General features: G+C 40.2%; 14 protein-coding genes. 8 read left to right on the forward strand and 6 right to left on the reverse strand.

The window, feature by feature from the left end; all coding sequences use genetic code 11:
- Nucleotides 1-9: 9 nt before the first annotated feature.
- From mnmG to rpmH, 6 genes are all read right to left on the reverse strand, one after another.
- Complete coding sequence (gene mnmG / locus AC6CIB_RS22910) at nucleotides 10-1,902, reverse strand: tRNA uridine-5-carboxymethylaminomethyl(34) synthesis enzyme MnmG (protein WP_498284581.1); 1,893 nt, start codon at nucleotides 1,900-1,902, stop codon at nucleotides 10-12.
- Nucleotides 1,903-1,959: 57 nt separating this feature from the next.
- Nucleotides 1,960-3,345: a tRNA uridine-5-carboxymethylaminomethyl(34) synthesis GTPase MnmE gene (gene mnmE, locus AC6CIB_RS22915; protein WP_498284583.1), complete on the reverse strand. Its 1,386-nt coding sequence runs from the start codon at nucleotides 3,343-3,345 to the stop codon at nucleotides 1,960-1,962.
- Between the two features lie 457 nt (nucleotides 3,346-3,802).
- Nucleotides 3,803-4,420 (reverse strand): RNA-binding cell elongation regulator Jag/EloR, encoded by a 618-nt coding sequence (jag, locus tag AC6CIB_RS22920; protein ID WP_498284585.1) that lies wholly within the window; start codon nucleotides 4,418-4,420, stop codon nucleotides 3,803-3,805.
- Nucleotides 4,417-5,205, reverse strand: coding sequence for a YidC family membrane integrase SpoIIIJ (spoIIIJ, locus tag AC6CIB_RS22925; protein ID WP_044340276.1), 789 nt, complete (start codon nucleotides 5,203-5,205; stop codon nucleotides 4,417-4,419). Before spoIIIJ ends, jag begins: the two co-directional genes overlap by 4 nt.
- 135 nt (nucleotides 5,206-5,340) lie before the next feature.
- Nucleotides 5,341-5,715: a ribonuclease P protein component gene (gene rnpA, locus AC6CIB_RS22930; protein WP_498284587.1), complete on the reverse strand. Its 375-nt coding sequence runs from the start codon at nucleotides 5,713-5,715 to the stop codon at nucleotides 5,341-5,343.
- 165 nt (nucleotides 5,716-5,880) lie between these two features.
- On the reverse strand, nucleotides 5,881-6,015 hold the full coding sequence (rpmH, locus tag AC6CIB_RS22935) for a 50S ribosomal protein L34 (RefSeq protein WP_034764748.1): 135 nt from the start codon (nucleotides 6,013-6,015) through the stop codon (nucleotides 5,881-5,883).
- 1,205 nt (nucleotides 6,016-7,220) lie between these two features.
- Between rpmH and dnaA the strand changes: the two genes are divergently transcribed.
- The 8 genes from dnaA to AC6CIB_RS22975 all read left to right on the forward strand — a co-directional run bounded on the left by dnaA (nucleotide 7,221) and on the right by AC6CIB_RS22975 (nucleotide 17,826).
- Nucleotides 7,221-8,567 (forward strand): chromosomal replication initiator protein DnaA, encoded by a 1,347-nt coding sequence (dnaA, locus tag AC6CIB_RS22940; protein WP_324746165.1) that lies wholly within the window; start codon nucleotides 7,221-7,223, stop codon nucleotides 8,565-8,567.
- 205 nt (nucleotides 8,568-8,772) lie between these two features.
- The gene (gene dnaN / locus AC6CIB_RS22945) at nucleotides 8,773-9,909 is read left to right on the forward strand and encodes a DNA polymerase III subunit beta (protein WP_113969421.1); all 1,137 of its coding nucleotides are present in this window, start codon (nucleotides 8,773-8,775) and stop codon (nucleotides 9,907-9,909) included.
- Between the two features lie 221 nt (nucleotides 9,910-10,130).
- Entirely contained in the window at nucleotides 10,131-10,349 is a 219-nt protein-coding gene (yaaA, locus tag AC6CIB_RS22950; protein WP_149154956.1) for a S4 domain-containing protein YaaA, read from the forward strand.
- A 17-nt stretch (nucleotides 10,350-10,366) separates the two neighbouring features.
- On the forward strand, nucleotides 10,367-11,485 hold the full coding sequence (gene recF, locus AC6CIB_RS22955; RefSeq protein WP_498284591.1) for a DNA replication/repair protein RecF: 1,119 nt from the start codon (nucleotides 10,367-10,369) through the stop codon (nucleotides 11,483-11,485).
- A 9-nt stretch (nucleotides 11,486-11,494) separates the two neighbouring features.
- Nucleotides 11,495-11,749, forward strand: coding sequence for an extracellular matrix regulator RemB (remB, locus tag AC6CIB_RS22960; RefSeq protein ID WP_113969423.1), 255 nt, complete (start codon nucleotides 11,495-11,497; stop codon nucleotides 11,747-11,749).
- A 48-nt stretch (nucleotides 11,750-11,797) separates the two neighbouring features.
- The gene (gyrB, locus tag AC6CIB_RS22965) at nucleotides 11,798-13,714 is read left to right on the forward strand and encodes a DNA topoisomerase (ATP-hydrolyzing) subunit B (RefSeq protein WP_498284597.1); all 1,917 of its coding nucleotides are present in this window, start codon (nucleotides 11,798-11,800) and stop codon (nucleotides 13,712-13,714) included.
- Nucleotides 13,715-14,074: 360 nt separating this feature from the next.
- Complete coding sequence (gene gyrA / locus AC6CIB_RS22970) at nucleotides 14,075-16,609, forward strand: DNA gyrase subunit A (RefSeq protein WP_498284593.1); 2,535 nt, start codon at nucleotides 14,075-14,077, stop codon at nucleotides 16,607-16,609.
- Nucleotides 16,610-16,743: 134 nt separating this feature from the next.
- A complete protein-coding gene (locus AC6CIB_RS22975; protein WP_498284595.1) occupies nucleotides 16,744-17,826 on the forward strand; it encodes an HD-GYP domain-containing protein in 1,083 nt (360 codons plus the stop codon).
- Nucleotides 17,827-18,069: the final 243 nt, after the last annotated feature.

Below are 18,069 nucleotides of genomic sequence, written 5' to 3' on the forward strand. Positions count from 1 at the left end.
CCTTTACCTCTATTGATCACCTGATACTTTTGCAATTTTCCCTTGCTCGATATAGACGAGTAAAATAGAGATGTCTGCAGGATTCACTCCTGAAATCCGGGAAGCCTGTGCAAGAGAAAGGGGCTGGACCTCGATTAATTTCTGTCTTGCTTCAGATGCTAAACCGCTAATTGCACTGTAATCAATGTTTTCAGGAATTCTTTTGTTTTCCATCTTCTTCATTTTATCGACCTGTTGAAGGGATTTTTCAATATAGCCTTCATATTTCACTTGGATTTCAACCTGTTCCTCTACATCGGAATCAAGTTCGATTTCACTTGGAACGAGTGATTTAATATGACTATAGTTCATTTCAGGACGCTTCAGAAGATCCGCTGCTAATATGCCGTCTTTCAACTCACTACCGCCCGCTTCACGGATAACGGCCTGTGTTTCGTCAGTAGGCTTGATGCGAATTCCTTCCAGGCGTTTTTTCTCTGCAGAGATTGCTTCTTTTTTCGCTGTAAACCGTTCGTATCGATCATCGGAGATTAATCCTATGTTACGACCAATATCAGTCAGGCGAAGATCGGCATTGTCATGACGAAGCAACAGGCGATATTCAGCACGGGAAGTCAATAGACGATACGGTTCGTTCGTCCCTTTTGTCACAAGGTCATCGATTAAAACCCCGATATACGCATCAGAACGGCTTAAGATAACCTCTTCTTTATCCAGGGCACGGCAGGCAGCATTGATTCCCGCCATCAGACCTTGTCCAGCTGCTTCTTCATAACCGGACGTTCCGTTGATTTGTCCCGCTGTATAAAGATTTTTTATTTTTTTCGTTTCAAGGGTCGGCCATAATTGAGTCGGTACGATGGAATCATACTCAATGGCATACCCGGCACGCATCATCTGTACCTTCTCAAGACCCGGGATGGTTTGAAGAATCTTTTGTTGTACGTCTTCAGGTAAACTCGTTGATAATCCTTGTACATAGACTTCTTGTGTGTTTCGTCCTTCCGGCTCCAAGAAAATCTGGTGACGCGGTTTATCATGGAAACGTACGACTTTATCCTCAATGGAAGGACAGTAACGTGGTCCGGTTCCTTTAATCATTCCAGAATACATTGGAGAACGATGCAAGTTGTCATCAATCAATTGATGAGTGTGTTCGTTCGTATACGTTAACCAACATGGAAGTTGATCGGTAATATATTTCGTCGTTTCATAGCTGAATGCTCGGGGAACATCATCACCTGGTTGAATTTCTGTTTTCGAATAATCGATTGTAGAACTATTCACTCGCGGTGGCGTACCCGTTTTAAAACGAACAGTATCAAACCCCAATTCATGTAAATGATCAGAAAGTCTGATAGAAGGTTGTTGATTATTAGGACCGCTTGAATATTTCAGATCTCCTAATATGATTTCACCACGCAGGAATGTACCCGTTGTAATGACGACTGTTTTCGCACGGTATGCAGCACCCGTCATCGTTACGACACCTTTACATTCATCATCTTCAACAATCAATTCCTCTACCATTCCTTGAAGCAAGGTCATGTTCGGTTCATTTTCGATCGTGCGTTTCATTTCATGTTGATAAAGGAATTTATCCGCCTGAGCTCGTAATGCCCGAACAGCTGGACCTTTTCCTGTATTCAACATTCTCATTTGAATATGTGTTTTATCTATATTACGCCCCATTTCTCCACCCAGAGCGTCAATCTCTCTTACAACGATCCCTTTTGCCGGTCCACCAACAGATGGATTACATGGCATAAAGGCGACCATATCCAAGTTAATGGTGACCATTAACGTTTTAGCTCCCATACGGGCGGAAGCAAGTCCTGCTTCTACTCCGGCATGGCCAGCACCAATGACAATGACATCATATTGCCCTGCGTCATATTGCATGGTTTGTTTTTTCCTCCTTGTAGGACCTTGAATTTAGAGTCCACATTATAATAGTATTTATTTCCCTAAGCAGAATTGAGAAAACAGCTGGTCAATCAGACTTTCATGAACGCTATCTCCAATAATTTCACCTAAAAGCTCCCATGTTCTGGTTAAGTCAATTTGAGCGATATCGATGGGAGTTCCCATTTCTACGCTACTGATTGCTTCATTAATCGCAATGGAAGCTTGATTGAGTAGAGCAATATGACGGCTGTTGGACACATATGTCATATCCCCTGCTTCAATGGAACCCGCAAAGAATAAAGATGAAATGGCTTCTTCCAGCTCATCGATCCCTTGCTCTTCAAGTAAAGCTGTTGTGACCAGCTGATGATTTTCCGCTAGTTTTCTTACTTTATCTATATCAATCTTCTGAGGCAGATCCGTTTTGTTCACGATGACAATAACGTCCATTCCTCTTACCGCTTCGAAAAGCTGTTCATCCTCAGGAGTCAATTCGTCCGCATAGTTGAGTACGAGTAAAATTAAATCCGCTTCTTTCAATACTTGTCGTGAACGTTCCACACCGATTCGCTCAACAATATCCTCTGTTTCACGAATCCCGGCTGTATCAACCAGACGTAACGGTACACCGCGTACATTGACGTATTCTTCAATCACATCCCGTGTTGTTCCAGGGATATCGGTTACGATCGCCTTATTTTCATGAACAAGACTGTTCAATAGAGATGACTTCCCTACATTTGGCCGTCCGATGATTACGGTAGAAAGACCTTCTCTCAGAATTTTCCCCTGCTCTGATGTTTGGACCAACTTGTCAATTTCGTCACGGACGTGTTTGGATTTCTCCAACAGTACGTTATGCGTCATTTCTTCTACATCATCATACTCCGGATAATCAATATTCACTTCTACATGAGCCAGTGTTTCAAGAATTTCCTGACGAAGCTTTCGAATCAAATTGGAAAGTCGGCCTTCCATTTGATTAAGGGCCACATTCATCGCCCGATCGGTTTTTGCCCGAATAAGATCCATCACCGCTTCTGCCTGGGAAAGGTCAATTCGTCCGTTCAAGAATGCCCGTTTCGTAAATTCACCCGGCTCTGCAAGGCGGGCTCCATTTTTCAATACAAGCTGCAGTACTTTATTGACCGACACAAGTCCTCCGTGGCAGTTAATTTCTATAATATCTTCACGGGTGAATGTTTTTGGCCCTCTCATCACAGAAACCATGACTTCTTCCACCACTTGCTCTGTGTCGGGATCGATAATATGTCCATAATGAATGGTATGAGAAGCAAATTCTTTCATAGAGTTTCCTTTCATTCCCTTAAAGACCTTATCACCGATATCGAAGGCTTGATCACCGCTTAAACGCACGATCGCAATCGCCCCTTCGCCCATCGGAGTAGAAATAGCAGCAATTGTATCAAACTCCATTGTATTCACCTCTCTTATTTCTTAGTTGATCTATTTATAATTGAATTATAGTAGAGAGCAAAGTTTCCCCAAATTATTAGAATATCACAATCCTATTTAATACTAAAGAAAGGAAACCCTCTATTCGTCACCAAATAATGTTATCCACACAGATAACACTTCATCTCTATTATTTTAACTTATCCACATGTGAATAACAATAAACCGGGATGAAAATAAGAATTCACAAAGTTGCTACGCGGCGACATGGGAAGAAATTTAACGGGGTTGCCTGGACATAGGAAGACTGAGTGAAGTAGAAGGTTATTGATTTTGGTTCAGATTGGGTTTTTGATCCGTTTTCTACTCATTAAGCATCTGTGTCGAATTTTCTTTATTTATGTAAGCGATAGATCCATCGAATGTTTGCAAAAATAGCAAAACAAAAAACGATCCCCCGAAAGGAATCGTCTCTTATTTATTTTGGAGCAATCACAATATAACGATTTGGTTCTCTGCCTTCTGAATGGGTATCAACAGTAGTCGAATCAACTAATGCTGTATGAATCACCTTTCGTTCATAGGAAGGCATTGGTTCTAATGAAACGGAACGATTTGTGCGCAATGCTTTCTCTGCTAAACGTTCAGCAAGGTTTGTTAATGTTTGCTCTCGTCTTTCACGATAATTCTCCGCATCCAAAAGAATGGTGATGAACTGATCAGATACCCGATTTGCAATCAGCTGTGTTAAGTGTTGAAGGGCATTCAACGTTTGTCCTCTTTTTCCTATTAATAGAGCCATTTTTTCACCGCAAATGTTGAACTCAACATCTCTTCCATCTTTTTTCACTTCTATGGAAGCGTTAACTCCCATTTCACGGGCAACAGATAGAAGAAAATCTTTCGCTTCATTTACCGGATCAATCGCTTTTTTGACTTGAACGACAGCAGGTCTTCCACCAAACAATCCGAACAAGCCTTTTTTACCTTGATCAATGACGTCAATCTCTGCTTCTTCTTTGGTGATATTCAGTTGAGACAAGGCTGATTCAATGGCTTCTTCCACCGTTTGACCAGTCGCTTCTACTTCTCTCACTTTTTCTTTCCTCCCGAATTCCCACCAGCTTTAGCGGTTTGCGCTTCTTTGATTTCAGGTCCTTTAATGAAATACGTTTGAACAATCATAAATAGATTTCCGACTACCCAGTAAAGGGATAGAGCTGCAGGGAAGTTAATCGCAAAAATGATAATCATGACCGGCATAATATAAAGCATCATCGCCATTTGCGGATTTTGATTCGCTGTACCCGCCATCATTAATTTCTGTTGGATAAACGTCGTTATACCTGCTACTAAAGGTAAAATATAGTATGGATCCGGGTTACCAAGATCAAACCACAGGAAATTATGAGCTTTAATTTCTTCTGTTCTCACGATCGCATGGTAGAAACCAATTAAGATCGGCATTTGAACGATCAATGGGAAACAACCCGCCAGCGGATTAACCCCGTGACTTTGGAATAAAGCCATCGTTTCTTGTTGAAGCTTTTGTTGAGTTTGTGCATCTTTTGAGCTATATTTTTCACGCAGCTTTTTCATTTCAGGTTGTAAAGCCTGCATGGCTTTTGAATTTTTCGTTTGTTTAATCATTAATGGCAGAATCGCTAAACGAATAATCAATGTAACAATGACAATGGCCAATCCATAAGAACCGCTCATGAACTCAGCTACCATTGTAATTAATTGTGATAAAGGATAGACAATATATTCATTCCATATTCCGCTACTCTCAGGTGTTATAGGCTGATTGTATTCCGTACAACCTGATAGTATAGCCATTAGCCCAATGATTCCCATCAGGGCTATAATTCTCTTTTTCACCCTTAATTTCCTCCCTACTAATATCTCTCAAGTTAAATGTAAAACAGGACTTCCGTACTTAAAAAGTACAATCTCTCGTATTGTAACATCTTTTCATAGGCTTGTGATGACGAAACCTGTCAATATCGTAAAATGTTATGACTTCTTTTTAACATGTTTTCCATTAGAGGATCTTTTCAACACTTTTCCTCTTTTCAACACATGGGTGAGACTGCCCTTCACCTCATGGAAATTCATTTCGGCCGCCGGTTTTCTGGCGATGATTAAATAATCGTGCTGATCTTTTACATCTTCTTGTAGTTCTAAAAAAGCCTGTCTGACATACCGTTTAATTTGGTTTCGACAAACAGCGTTTCCAATCTTCTTACTAACGGAGATTCCAATTCGAAATGGTTGAGGTTCTTCTTTCTTCAATAGATACAAGACGAATTGCCGATTTGCAAAGGATGTTCCTTTTTTGAATATCTCCTGGAACTCTTTATTTTTCTTCACTCTCTGATCTTTCCGCATTGACCACACCTAATTTTCATTTTTGTCTTGATGTATCCTCGACATTATTGGCTCATTCATTTGAAATTATAAGTAATTATTCTCTTAAAACAAAATACGAACGAGCCAAATCGTCTTTTCACTTGGGATAAAGGAAAAAAAAGACCACTGAGTCAGTTCAGTGGTCTAGGCAGATAGTACTTTTCTTCCTTTGCTACGACGACGAGCTAAAACATTACGTCCGTTTTTAGAGCTCATACGTGCACGGAAACCGTGGTTCTTTTTTCTTTTACGATTATTTGGTTGAAACGTTCTTTTCATCTATGACACCTCCCTGAAGGATATCTTTATAAAAGTTAAAGACATTCCTCACTATTATAAAGACGGTACCCATAAAAAGTCAACACTCATATTATTTTTCTTTTGGTTCAGTCATTTCACAAATGTTTATTGAATTTTTTTCGTATTGTTGAGTGCACTGCTCTGTTCTATTAGCATACTGCTTGATTGGAAGGGAATCCGCTCCCTTCCAATCTTGATGAATTATCAATGAACAGAGCAATAAAATTTATTAACCAAAAGCTATCTATAAAAGATTTAGATAAATATATCTACATGCTCTTTTTGCAAAGTTTGTTGTTTTACAACATGATCTTCGATAATTTCCGCCAACCAGTATAGGCTAAAACGTGACATGAAAAATTCTAGAACCCCATCAAAAATCTACCTCTGCTTACTTTAAAAAGTTTATTGATTTTGATTTTGCTTTTAGCAATTATCATGCTCAGAAAGTTGATTCTCGCTGCAGGTGCTCGACTCCTGCGGGAGAAGCGGGACAGTCCGAAAAGCGGAGGCGCTTGCTCAGCCCCGACAAGCATAAGATGAATGGACCGGGAAGGCGTACTTTGCCTTCTTGGACCATTTAGCTTATGACCTCGAGGGGCTAGCTGTCGGAGCTGGACAGGTGAGACCCCACAGGCGAAGCCGAGGAGGCTCACCGCCCGCCCCGCGGAAAGCGAGCACCTGGAGCGGAAATGAACTACTACTTTCCCCATGATTATTTTCCTTCTACAAATCTTATTCCATTTCTTTATCCAGCCTGCCTGTGGATAGGATTCGACACGGTTTTAAATTATCCACAACACATACTGACAACTTTTTCACAAGTTCTTGGGTTGTGGACAATTTCATTCCACAAGGTGTGGGGGGTTGTGGATAAAATTTAAAAAGCATTGCACCCCTAAGGATATTTTGATATGATTATTGTGTTTTCACTCTTAATAACTCTGTTTCCAAAAAGGGTTATCCACAAAATGTGGATATCATGTGGGTAACTTATTCAGAGGGTTTGTAAAACGTTGTCCACAAGTGGTGGATATTGTCGAAAAACCATTTTCTTTCCTTATTATATATATTTTCCACATTCATTGTTTTGTATTTTTATAAAATAGCGAGAGTTAACGGATTTTTATAGCATGTAATTGTTGTACAGAAGTTATACAAACTGAGAAAAGGAGGGATCAGGATTGGAGAATATCGGGGATCTTTGGAGCAAAGCCTTAGAAAGCATCGAAAAAAAGATAAGTAAACCGAGCTTTGATACTTGGTTAAAATCGACTAAGGCGCATTCCATTCAAGGTGACACACTTGTCATTACAGCTCCAAATGAATTTGCAAGAGATTGGCTGGAAGGACGCTACTCTCAATTAATCTCCGGGGTTTTGTATGATATTACGGGCGAAGAGTTGGTCGTGAAATTTATCATTCCTCAAAATCAGGAGCCGGAAGAATTTGATATTCAATTACCGCCAAAGAAGTCGATGAAAGACGACGAGCAACAGGATATCAATCAAAATATGCTGAACGCAAAATACACATTCGACACCTTTGTTATCGGTTCGGGCAACCGTTTCGCCCATGCCGCATCTTTAGCCGTGGCTGAAGCACCTGCAAAAGCCTATAATCCCTTGTTTATTTATGGTGGAGTAGGACTGGGAAAAACTCACTTAATGCATGCGATCGGACATTATGTACTGGAGCATAATCCTGCTGCTAAAGTGGTTTACCTATCCTCTGAGAAATTCACAAACGAATTCATTAACTCCATTCGTGACAATAAAGCAGTCGATTTTCGCAATAAATACCGCAGCGTTGATGTTTTATTAATAGATGACATTCAATTTTTAGCTGGAAAAGAACAAACGCAAGAGGAATTTTTCCATACTTTTAATACCTTACATGAAGAAAGCAAGCAGATTGTCATTTCCAGTGATCGGCCACCGAAAGAAATTCCGACACTTGAAGACAGACTTCGTTCTCGATTTGAATGGGGACTTATTACAGACATAACTCCTCCAGATCTCGAGACGAGAATTGCCATTTTACGAAAAAAAGCCAAGGCTGAGGGATTGGACATTCCAAATGAAGCCATGCTTTATATAGCTAATCAAATCGATTCAAACATTCGTGAGTTAGAGGGTGCTTTAATCAGGGTTGTGGCGTACTCTTCTCTTATAAATAAAGATATTAATGCTGATCTGGCAGCTGAAGCTTTGAAAGATATCATTCCCAGCTCAAAACCACGGGTTATTACCATCCAGGAAATTCAACGTGTCGTTGGTGAACACTTCAACGTGAAGCTGGAAGACTTTAAAGCGAAGAAACGAACAAAATCCATCGCGTTTCCACGACAGATCGCTATGTATCTATCCAGGGAAATGACGGATTCTTCACTTCCAAAGATCGGAGAAGAGTTCGGCGGCCGTGATCACACGACTGTCATTCATGCTCATGAGAAGATCAGTACATTACTTGGAGCGGATGCGCTTCTTCAGCAGCAATTGAAAGAAATTCGTGAGTCTTTAAAGAGTTGATCTTACACACAAAAAAACTAGATAATGTGAATAACTAAGACAAACTAGCACACAGTCTGTCCACATGTGGATAGGCTGTGTTTACGTTGAATTCACACACTTATCCACATATCAACAGGCCCTACTACTTCTATTACTATTTTTAAATAAATTATTAGTATATGATTCAGTCCATAAAATTATGTGCATATTGGAGGAATAAATCATGAAATTTGTTATTCAAAGGGACTATCTTGTCCAAAGTGTTCAAGATGTCATGAAAGCTGTAACGTCAAGAACAACGATTCCCATTCTTACAGGAATAAAAATCATCGCCACTGAAGATGGCGTAACATTAACAGGCAGTGATTCAGATATTTCAATCGAGTCATTTATTCCAAATGAAGAAGAAGGTTCAGACATTGTTGAAATCATGGAAACTGGAGGAATTGTTCTTCAGGCTAAGTTCTTCAGTGAGATCGTAAAGAAATTGCCTAAAGATACGGTGGAAATTGAAGTTCAAAATCATTTCCAAACCGTTATTCGTTCAGGGCAGGCAGAATTTAATTTAAACGGTTTAGATCCAGAAGAATACCCGCATCTTCCTCAGATTGAAGAAGGGAACGGGATCAAAGTTTCGACTGATCTCCTGAAAACGATGATCAGACAAACTGTATTCGCAGTGTCCACTTCAGAAACACGCCCCATCTTGACAGGTGTAAACTGTCAGATTGAAAATGGGGAACTGAGCTGTATTGCAACAGATAGTCACCGACTTGCGATGAGAAAGGCACCGATTGAAACCAATCATGATGCTTCTTACAATATTGTGATTCCAGGGAAAAGCTTAAACGAGCTGAATAAAATCCTTGATGATACAGAAGAGCCTGTTGAAATCGTGATCACTGAAAATCAAGTGCTGTTCAAAGCGAAACACCTACTATTCTTCTCAAGATTATTAGAAGGGAATTATCCTGATACTAGTCGATTGATTCCTTCTGATACAAAGACAGAACTAACGCTGAATACGAAAGAATTTTTACAAGCGATAGACCGTGCGTCGCTACTTGCCAGAGAAGGAAGAAACAACGTAGTGAAACTTTCAACTCTGGATGGCGGCATGATTGAGATTTCGTCTAACACACCGGAGATCGGAAAAGTAATCGAACAGGTGAAAAGTCAATCCATTGAAGGGGAAGAACTGAAGATTTCCTTTAGTGCAAAATATATGATGGACGCGTTAAAAGCCATTGAAGGTACAGAAATCTATGTAAACTTCACCGGGGCTATGAGACCTTTCGTATTGAAACCACTTCATGATGATTCAATTCTTCAATTGATTCTTCCAGTAAGAACGTACTAATGAATATACAAGAGCCGATGCCATTCACATGAGGTATTGGCTCTTTTTCTACACCTTGTCTGGTAATTGAAGGAATTCCTCTCGTCGATTCAATGAAGAATCCAATGATAACAAGGACGTATTGCTCTACGAGTCCTTGCTGATTTTTCGTTAGTTGTGACTTAACTCCATTTAGAGTAAAATAAGATATTAGAGACTTTATACGGAAAGTAGTGATTTTAGTGGCGAAAGAGATCACCATTGAGACGGAAATCATCACATTGGGACAATTCCTGAAGCTAGCTGAAGTAATTCAGTCCGGCGGGATGGCGAAGTGGTTCTTAAGTGAATATGAAGTATACATAAATGGCGAACAAGACCAACGAAGAGGCAGAAAACTCACAATTGGTGACACAATTGAAATTCCCGAAATAGGAGTATTTGTGGTTGCTGGAGAATAATAAAGGGTGTTATTTCCATGTACATTGAACAATTAGAATTAAGAAACTATCGAAATTACGAATCAATCGACGTGAGTTTCGAAAATAAGGTGAACGTAATTCTTGGAGAGAATGCTCAAGGCAAGACAAATATTATGGAGTCTATCTATGTACTGGCAATGGCTAAATCCCACCGGACCTCAAATGATAAAGATTTAATCCGTTGGGACGAGGAATATGCTAAAATAAAAGGTAGGATTCAGAAATATAACGGTGCGTTACCATTGGAGCTTATCCTCTCGAAAAAGGGAAAAAAAGCGAAAAGTAATCACCTTGAGCAATCTAAATTAAGTCAATATGTCGGCAATATGAATGTAGTCATGTTTGCGCCTGAAGATCTCCATTTAGTAAAAGGGAGCCCTCAAGTAAGGCGTCGTTTTATTGATATGGAAATCGGTCAGGTTTCTCCTGTTTATTTACATGATATCAGCCTTTATCAAAAAATATTACAGCAACGGAACCATTATCTGAAACAATTGCAAACGAGAAAACAAAAAGACCAGACCATGCTGGATGTCTTGACGGAACAGTTCATAGAGATTGCTGTAAAAATTACGAAAAAGCGCTTTGAGTTCGTTCAGCTATTAGAAAGTTGGGCAAAACCGATCCATTCCGGGATTTCAAGGAACTTAGAAACCTTAGAAATCGTATATAAACCGTCTTTAGATGTATCAGATAATCAAGAATGGTCAAAAATGGTAGATATATATGAGCAGAAATTTGATGGTATCCGCGAGCGGGAAATTGATCGCGGTGTGACCCTGATCGGTCCACATCGGGACGATCTTCAATTTATTGTGAATGGACGAGATGTTCAAACATTCGGATCGCAGGGGCAGCAACGGACAACGGCCCTCTCTGTGAAGCTTGCAGAAATTGAGCTGATTCATTCTGAAATTAAAGAATACCCCATCTTACTTCTTGATGATGTCTTGTCAGAATTAGATGATTATCGACAGTCACATTTATTAAATACCATCCAGGGAAAAGTTCAAACCTTTGTCACGACGACAAACGTGGATGGGATTGATCATCAAACCTTAAACGAAGCGACTACTTTTGAAGTGGAAGCCGGATCAATGAAAAGATTGAAATGAGGTGTTACCTTGTACATACATGTTGGAGAAGATGTCATGGTACGTACAGATGAAATCATCGCTATTATTGATCGAGACACCGTTCAATTTTCAGAAGAAATTCAACACTTTTTAAAAACGAAAGATAAAAACCTTTGTAATCTTGCAAAGGGTTCATATAAATCTCTTGTTATCACGTCTAATCAGTTGTATCTTTCACCACTGGCATCAAGCACGTTAAAGAAGCGATCAAAGAAATACTCAAACTATGAGAATTTATTATAGAAATATAAAGCCCTGAAGGTTAGAAAGTGTAGGTGAATCAGTATGGCTATGGAACAAAAACAAGGTCAATCCTATGATGAAAATCAGATTCAGGTTTTAGAAGGATTAGAGGCCGTTCGAAAAAGACCTGGTATGTATATTGGATCAACAAGCGGAAGAGGCTTGCATCATTTGGTGTGGGAAATTGTTGATAACAGTATCGATGAAGCGTTAGCCGGTTACTGTAATGAAATCGAAGTCATTATCGAAGAGGATAACAGTATTACTGTTACAGATAATGGACGTGGTATCCCTGTCGGTATTCACGAGAAAATGGGACGTCCTGCCGTTGAGGTAATCATGACGGTCCTTCACGCTGGTGGTAAGTTCGGCGGCGGTGGATATAAAGTATCAGGAGGTCTCCACGGAGTTGGGGCTTCAGTAGTAAATGCTCTTTCCACAGAACTTGAAGTCCATGTTCATCGTGATGGAAACATCTATTATCAAAAATTCGAAAAAGGTGTTCCGAGCTTCGATCTTAAGGTGATCGGAGAAACGGATAAAACGGGAACGATCATTCACTTCACTCCAGATCCTGAAATCTTTACTGAAACGACGGAATACGAATATGACATACTTGCAAACCGTATTCGCGAACTGGCTTTCTTAAACAGAGGGATCCAAATCAGCATTGAAGATAAGCGCGGAGAAGGGAAACGAAGAGATTACCATTATGAAGGTGGAATTAAGTCCTACGTTGAACATCTTAATCGTTCTAAAGAAGTCATCCATGAAGAACCAATCTACATTGAAGGCGAGAAAGACGAGATTACGATTGAAATCGCCCTTCAATATAACGATGGTTTCGCAAGTAATCTTTATTCCTTCGCCAATAACATCCATACTCATGAAGGTGGAACCCATGAGTCCGGATTTAAAACGGCTTTAACGAGAGTCATCAACGACTATGCCCGAAAAAATAACGTGTTTAAAGAGAGCGATGCGAATCTTTCAGGGGAAGATGTTCGTGAAGGATTAACAGCGATTATCTCGATTAAACATCCTGATCCCCAATTCGAAGGTCAGACAAAAACAAAGCTCGGAAACTCAGAAGCAAGAACGATTACCGATTCCCTTTTCTCCGAGCATTTAGAAACATTCTTACTTGAAAACCCGGTTGTCGCTCGAAAAGTGGTAGAAAAAGGACTAATGGCTGCACGTGCCCGACTGGCTGCGAAAAAGGCAAGGGAGCTTACCCGTCGTAAGAGTGCCCTGGAAATCTCCAGTTTACCTGGTAAATTAGCAGACTGTTCTTCTAAAGACCCAAGCATCAGTGAAATCTACGTGGTTGAGGGTGACTCAGCCGGCGGATCTGCTAAACAAGGCCGTGATCGTCACTTCCAAGCCATCCTTCCTCTACGTGGTAAAATCATCAACGTAGAAAAGGCACGTCTGGACAAGATCCTTTCAAATAACGAGGTTCGTGCAATTATTACAGCTCTTGGGACAGGGATTGGTGAAGACTTCAATCTGGCTAAAGCGAGATACCATAAAATCGTGATCATGACCGATGCCGACGTCGATGGCGCCCATATTCGTACGCTATTATTAACTTTCTTCTATCGCTACATGAGAAACATCATTGAAGCAGGCTATATCTACATCGCTCAACCACCTTTGTATAAAATACAACAAGGGAAGAAAATCGAGTACGCCTACAATGATAAAGAACTGGATCGCATACTTGGAGAAATCTCCCCGACGCCTAAACCTGGAATCCAGCGTTACAAAGGTCTTGGAGAGATGAACCCTGAACAACTATGGGAAACAACAATGGATCCGGAATCAAGAACCCTGCTGCAAGTGAGTCTTCAAGATGCGATCGAAGCTGACGAAACCTTTGATATCCTGATGGGTGACAAAGTAGAGCCAAGACGTAACTTCATCGAAGAAAACGCAGCGTACGTTAAGAACCTGGATATCTAACAAACACCTTTACAAATAAGCAGGTTTTTATAGATTGTGGATTATATACAGGTTTTATTAAAGAAACTGATACTATGAAAGTTGATTCTCGCTGCAGGTGCTCGACTCCTGCGGGAGAAGCGGGACAGGTGAAACCCCGTAGGCGGAGCTGAGGAGGCTCACCGCCCGCCCCGCGGAAGGCAAGCATCCTGCAGCGGAAATCAATTACTGCTATCTTCAATAAAAACAAAGTAGTTTACGAAAAGAGCCTTTAATAAAATAGTACAGGATAGACCATTTGCTATCCTGTCTTTTACATAGCGGACAAGGTAAAGAATGAGAAAGGTATAAATCTTTCTTTAAAAGGAGGTCCCTTTTACTATGGCAGAAATACCAAGATCGAATGTTAAAGAAATTAATATAAGTAGTGAAATGCGCTCGTCTTTTCTGGATTATGCGATGAGTGTTATCGTTTCCCGTGCACTACCGGATGCACGGGACGGCCTGAAACCTGTCCATCGTCGTATTTTGTATGCGATGAATGACCTGGGGATGACTGCTGAAAAAGCATATAAGAAATCAGCCCGTATCGTCGGTGAAGTAATCGGTAAGTATCACCCCCATGGTGACTCAGCTGTTTATGACACAATGGTACGTATGGCACAGGATTTCAACTATCGATATATGCTTGTGGACGGTCATGGTAACTTCGGTTCCGTTGATGGAGACGCAGCTGCGGCCATGCGTTACACAGAAGCACGTATGTCCAAAATCTCTATGGAACTCATTCGTGATATTAATAAAGATACAATTGATTATAAAGATAACTATGATGGTACCGAGAGAGAACCGGAAGTGTTACCTGCCCGTTTCCCTAACCTATTAGTAAACGGTTCTTCAGGTATCGCAGTAGGAATGGCAACGAACATTCCACCTCATAATCTTGGAGAAGTCATCGATGGAATCCTTGCGTTAAGCAAAGATCCCGACATTACGATTCAAGAGCTGATGGAATTCATCTACGGACCTGATTTCCCTACTGCCGGGCTAATTGTGGGAAGAAGCGGGATCCGTCGTGCCTATGAAACAGGTAAAGGTTCCATCACCATGCGTGCCCGTGTAGAAATTGAACAAAAAAGCAACGGAAAAGAAACGATTATCGTTCATCAAATTCCTTATCAAGTAAATAAAGCGAGACTAATCGAGAAAATTGCCGATCTTGTTCGTGATAAGAAGATTGATGGCATCACAGATTTACGTGATGAATCGGACCGTAATGGTATGCGTATCGTGATCGAAGTAAGAAAAGATGCGAATGCGAACGTCTTGCTTAATAATCTCTATAAGCAAACGGCCCTTCAAACAAGCTTTGGTATTAACCTTTTGGCACTTGTTGATGGCCAGCCAAAGGTATTGAATTTAAAAGAATGCCTATATCATTACCTACAACATCAACGCGTCGTCATTCGTCGTAGAACGGAATTCGAATTACGCAAAGCTGAAGCAAGAGCTCATATTTTAGAAGGACTGCGTATCGCCTTAGATCATATTGATGAAATCATTGCCCTTATCCGTGGCTCTCAAACTACGGAACTTGCGAAACAAGGCTTGATGGAGAACTTCTCCCTTTCTGACAAACAAGCTCAAGCGATCCTGGATATGCGTCTTCAACGTTTAACCGGTTTAGAACGAGAAAAAATTGAAGACGAGTATCAAGAACTTTTGAAGCAGATTGCAGAATTGAAAGCAATCTTAGCAGATGATGAAAAAGTTCTCGAAATCATTCGTGAAGAGCTTATCGAAATCAAAGAACGCTTCAATGATGAAAGAAGATCAGAAATCGTAGCGGGTGGAATTGAGAATATTGAAGATGAAGACTTAATTCCAAGAGAAAACATTGTCGTATCTCTTACTCATAACGGATACATCAAGCGCCTGCCTGTCTCAACCTACCGCAGTCAAAAGCGTGGAGGAAGAGGAATCCAGGGAATGGGTACCAATGATGAAGACTTTGTTGAACATTTACTGACAACGTCAACTCATGATACGATTCTTTTCTTTACAAACAAAGGAAAAGCATACCGTGCGAAAGGGTATGAAATTCCTGAATTCAGCCGTACAGCTAAAGGACTTCCGATCATCAACCTGCTTGGGGTAGAAAAAGATGAGTGGATCAACGCCATGATTCGAGTGGAAGAATTCGTGGACGACTGGTACTTATTCTTTACTACGAAGCAAGGAATCTCAAAACGTACGCCGGTATCAGATTTCGCTAATATTCGTACGAACGGTCTGATCGCCATTAACCTTCGAGAAAACGATGAGCTCATTTCCGTCAAACTGACTGATGGAGAGAAAGATATGATCATCGGTACGAAAAAAGGTATGCTCATTCGTTTTCCTGAAACGGATGTTCGTTCAATGGGAAGAACAGCAACCGGGGTGAAAGGGATTAACCTGAGTGATGATGATATTGTTGTTGGAATGGAAATTCTGGAAGAGAAGAGCGATGTCTTAGTTGTAACGGTAAATGGTTACGGTAAACGTACTCCTGCCAGTGAATATAGAGTTCAAACACGTGGCGGTAAAGGCTTAAAAACATGTAATGTAACGGAACGTAACGGAGAGCTGGTCTCTGTTAAAGCCGTTACAGGTGAAGAAGACTTAATGATTATCACGGCACATGGTGTCCTTATCCGTATGGATGTGAAGGATATTTCCACTACAGGTCGTAACACTCAAGGAGTTAAACTGATCCGTCTTCAAGAAAGCGAATTTGTTTCAACCGTCGCCAAGGTTGAAAAAGAAGATGAAGAAGAAACGGAAGCACCAGTGGAAACTTCTGAAGGAATGGAACAACCAGAAAGTGAAGATCAAACATCTTCTGAAGAAGTAAGTGAAGATACAGAAGAATAAATTTACGGGTAAGCTGTTTCCAGTAATGAAACTCTCATACTGGGAATAGCTTATTTTTTTGTGAAAAAATAACTATAACCTGTTAAATTTGGTAAAATAAACTAGAAATAAGGTGAAATGTGAGGTGTTCATAGTTGAAGGTACATCGTGGAGAGATACAATTAGGATGCATCGTAGCAGAAGATATTATGGGAATGGCAGCCAGTCCGATTATTCCGAAGAATACAGTAATAGAAGAAGAACATCTAAATATTCTTCAAGCTTTCCATATAACAGAGCTCATAATAGAGAAAACAAAAGCGGATGGACGTCCATTTAGAACACCAGTCGCTAATGATAAAGAGATAGTGGAGGAAGAAATCAATGAGCCAGTCGGATTCATCGATCTCTATTTAATGACGATCAAGGAATTTAAGAAAGAATTCATGAACTGGCAATCAGGAACGTCTGTTAATGTTGCAAGGGTGAGAGAGTTAATGCTACCGGTGATTCAAACGGTTGAACAGAACCATACATATGTGTATTCTCTTCATCAATATTGTATGAAAAAAGATTATCTTTTTCACCATGCCATTTCAGTGGGTATCATAAGTGCCATGCTAGGAAAGAAGTTAGGCTTGAATCCTGGTCAGGTGAACCAGCTGGCTTTAGCGGGTGTCCTGGCAGACTGTGGGATGGCAAAGGTCAGTCCACACATATTAACAAAAGAACAGCCTTTAACAGAAAGTGAATTTAAAGAAGTAAAGCTTCATACAGCCAACGGATATAAAATGGTTAAAGACACTCCATTGTTAAAAACGGAAACAAAACTGGCAATCTTTCAACATCATGAACGATTTGATGGTACCGGCTACCCGGCATCCGAGAAAAATAATCGTATTCATCTTTACTCTCAGATTGTTGGAATCGCTGATGTTTTTCATGCCATGACATCGGAAAGAATATATAGAAGCAAGCAGCCTGTCTTCAAGGTACTGGATATGATCAGTGAAGATTTTTTTGGTGAATTCGATATTAAAGTTGTTAATGGTCTTCTTCAACTACTGGGAGATCTAAGGACAGGCACCTCAGTAAGACTATCAACCGGCCAGTACGGAGAAGTCATGTATACTAAGCCAAACGCTTATACAAAGCCCATCTTGAAAATAAACAAAACGGAAGAACTCGTAGACCTGTCTCAGCAAAAAGAGATTTATATATCAGAAGTTTTCTTTTAGAAATCAAACGTGTTCATTATGAATATGCTTAAAATTAGTCATACCAGCGTATTAAGTAAACCTTAGGTTAGGTAACTAATCTTTGGTTTATTTATTTAGATTTACCTCTTGCAAAACTGCCCAATAGTATGTATAATATTATTTGTTGTCCGAAAGGCATTACATAACTGTTTCAGAGAAAAAACTTTTCTAAAATAATAAAAATACCTTGACGGTAACGACAGTAAATGATATATTATAAAG

The sequence above is a fragment of the Rossellomorea sp. GQ25 genome (assembly GCF_059758515.1).

Coding starts and splice junctions, on each gene's coding strand:
- mnmG (WP_498284581.1), bottom strand. CDS start 1,902: ATGCAATATGACGCAGGGCAATATGATGTCATTGTCATTGGTGCTGGC.
- mnmE (WP_498284583.1), bottom strand. CDS start 3,345: ATGGAGTTTGATACAATTGCTGCTATTTCTACTCCGATGGGCGAAGGG.
- rnpA (WP_498284587.1), bottom strand. CDS start 5,715: ATGCGGAAAGATCAGAGAGTGAAGAAAAATAAAGAGTTCCAGGAGATA.
- rpmH (WP_034764748.1), bottom strand. CDS start 6,015: ATGAAAAGAACGTTTCAACCAAATAATCGTAAAAGAAAAAAGAACCAC.
- dnaN (WP_113969421.1), top strand. CDS start 8,773: ATGAAATTTGTTATTCAAAGGGACTATCTTGTCCAAAGTGTTCAAGAT.
- recF (WP_498284591.1), top strand. CDS start 10,367: ATGTACATTGAACAATTAGAATTAAGAAACTATCGAAATTACGAATCA.
- gyrB (WP_498284597.1), top strand. CDS start 11,798: ATGGAACAAAAACAAGGTCAATCCTATGATGAAAATCAGATTCAGGTT.
- gyrA (WP_498284593.1), top strand. CDS start 14,075: ATGGCAGAAATACCAAGATCGAATGTTAAAGAAATTAATATAAGTAGT.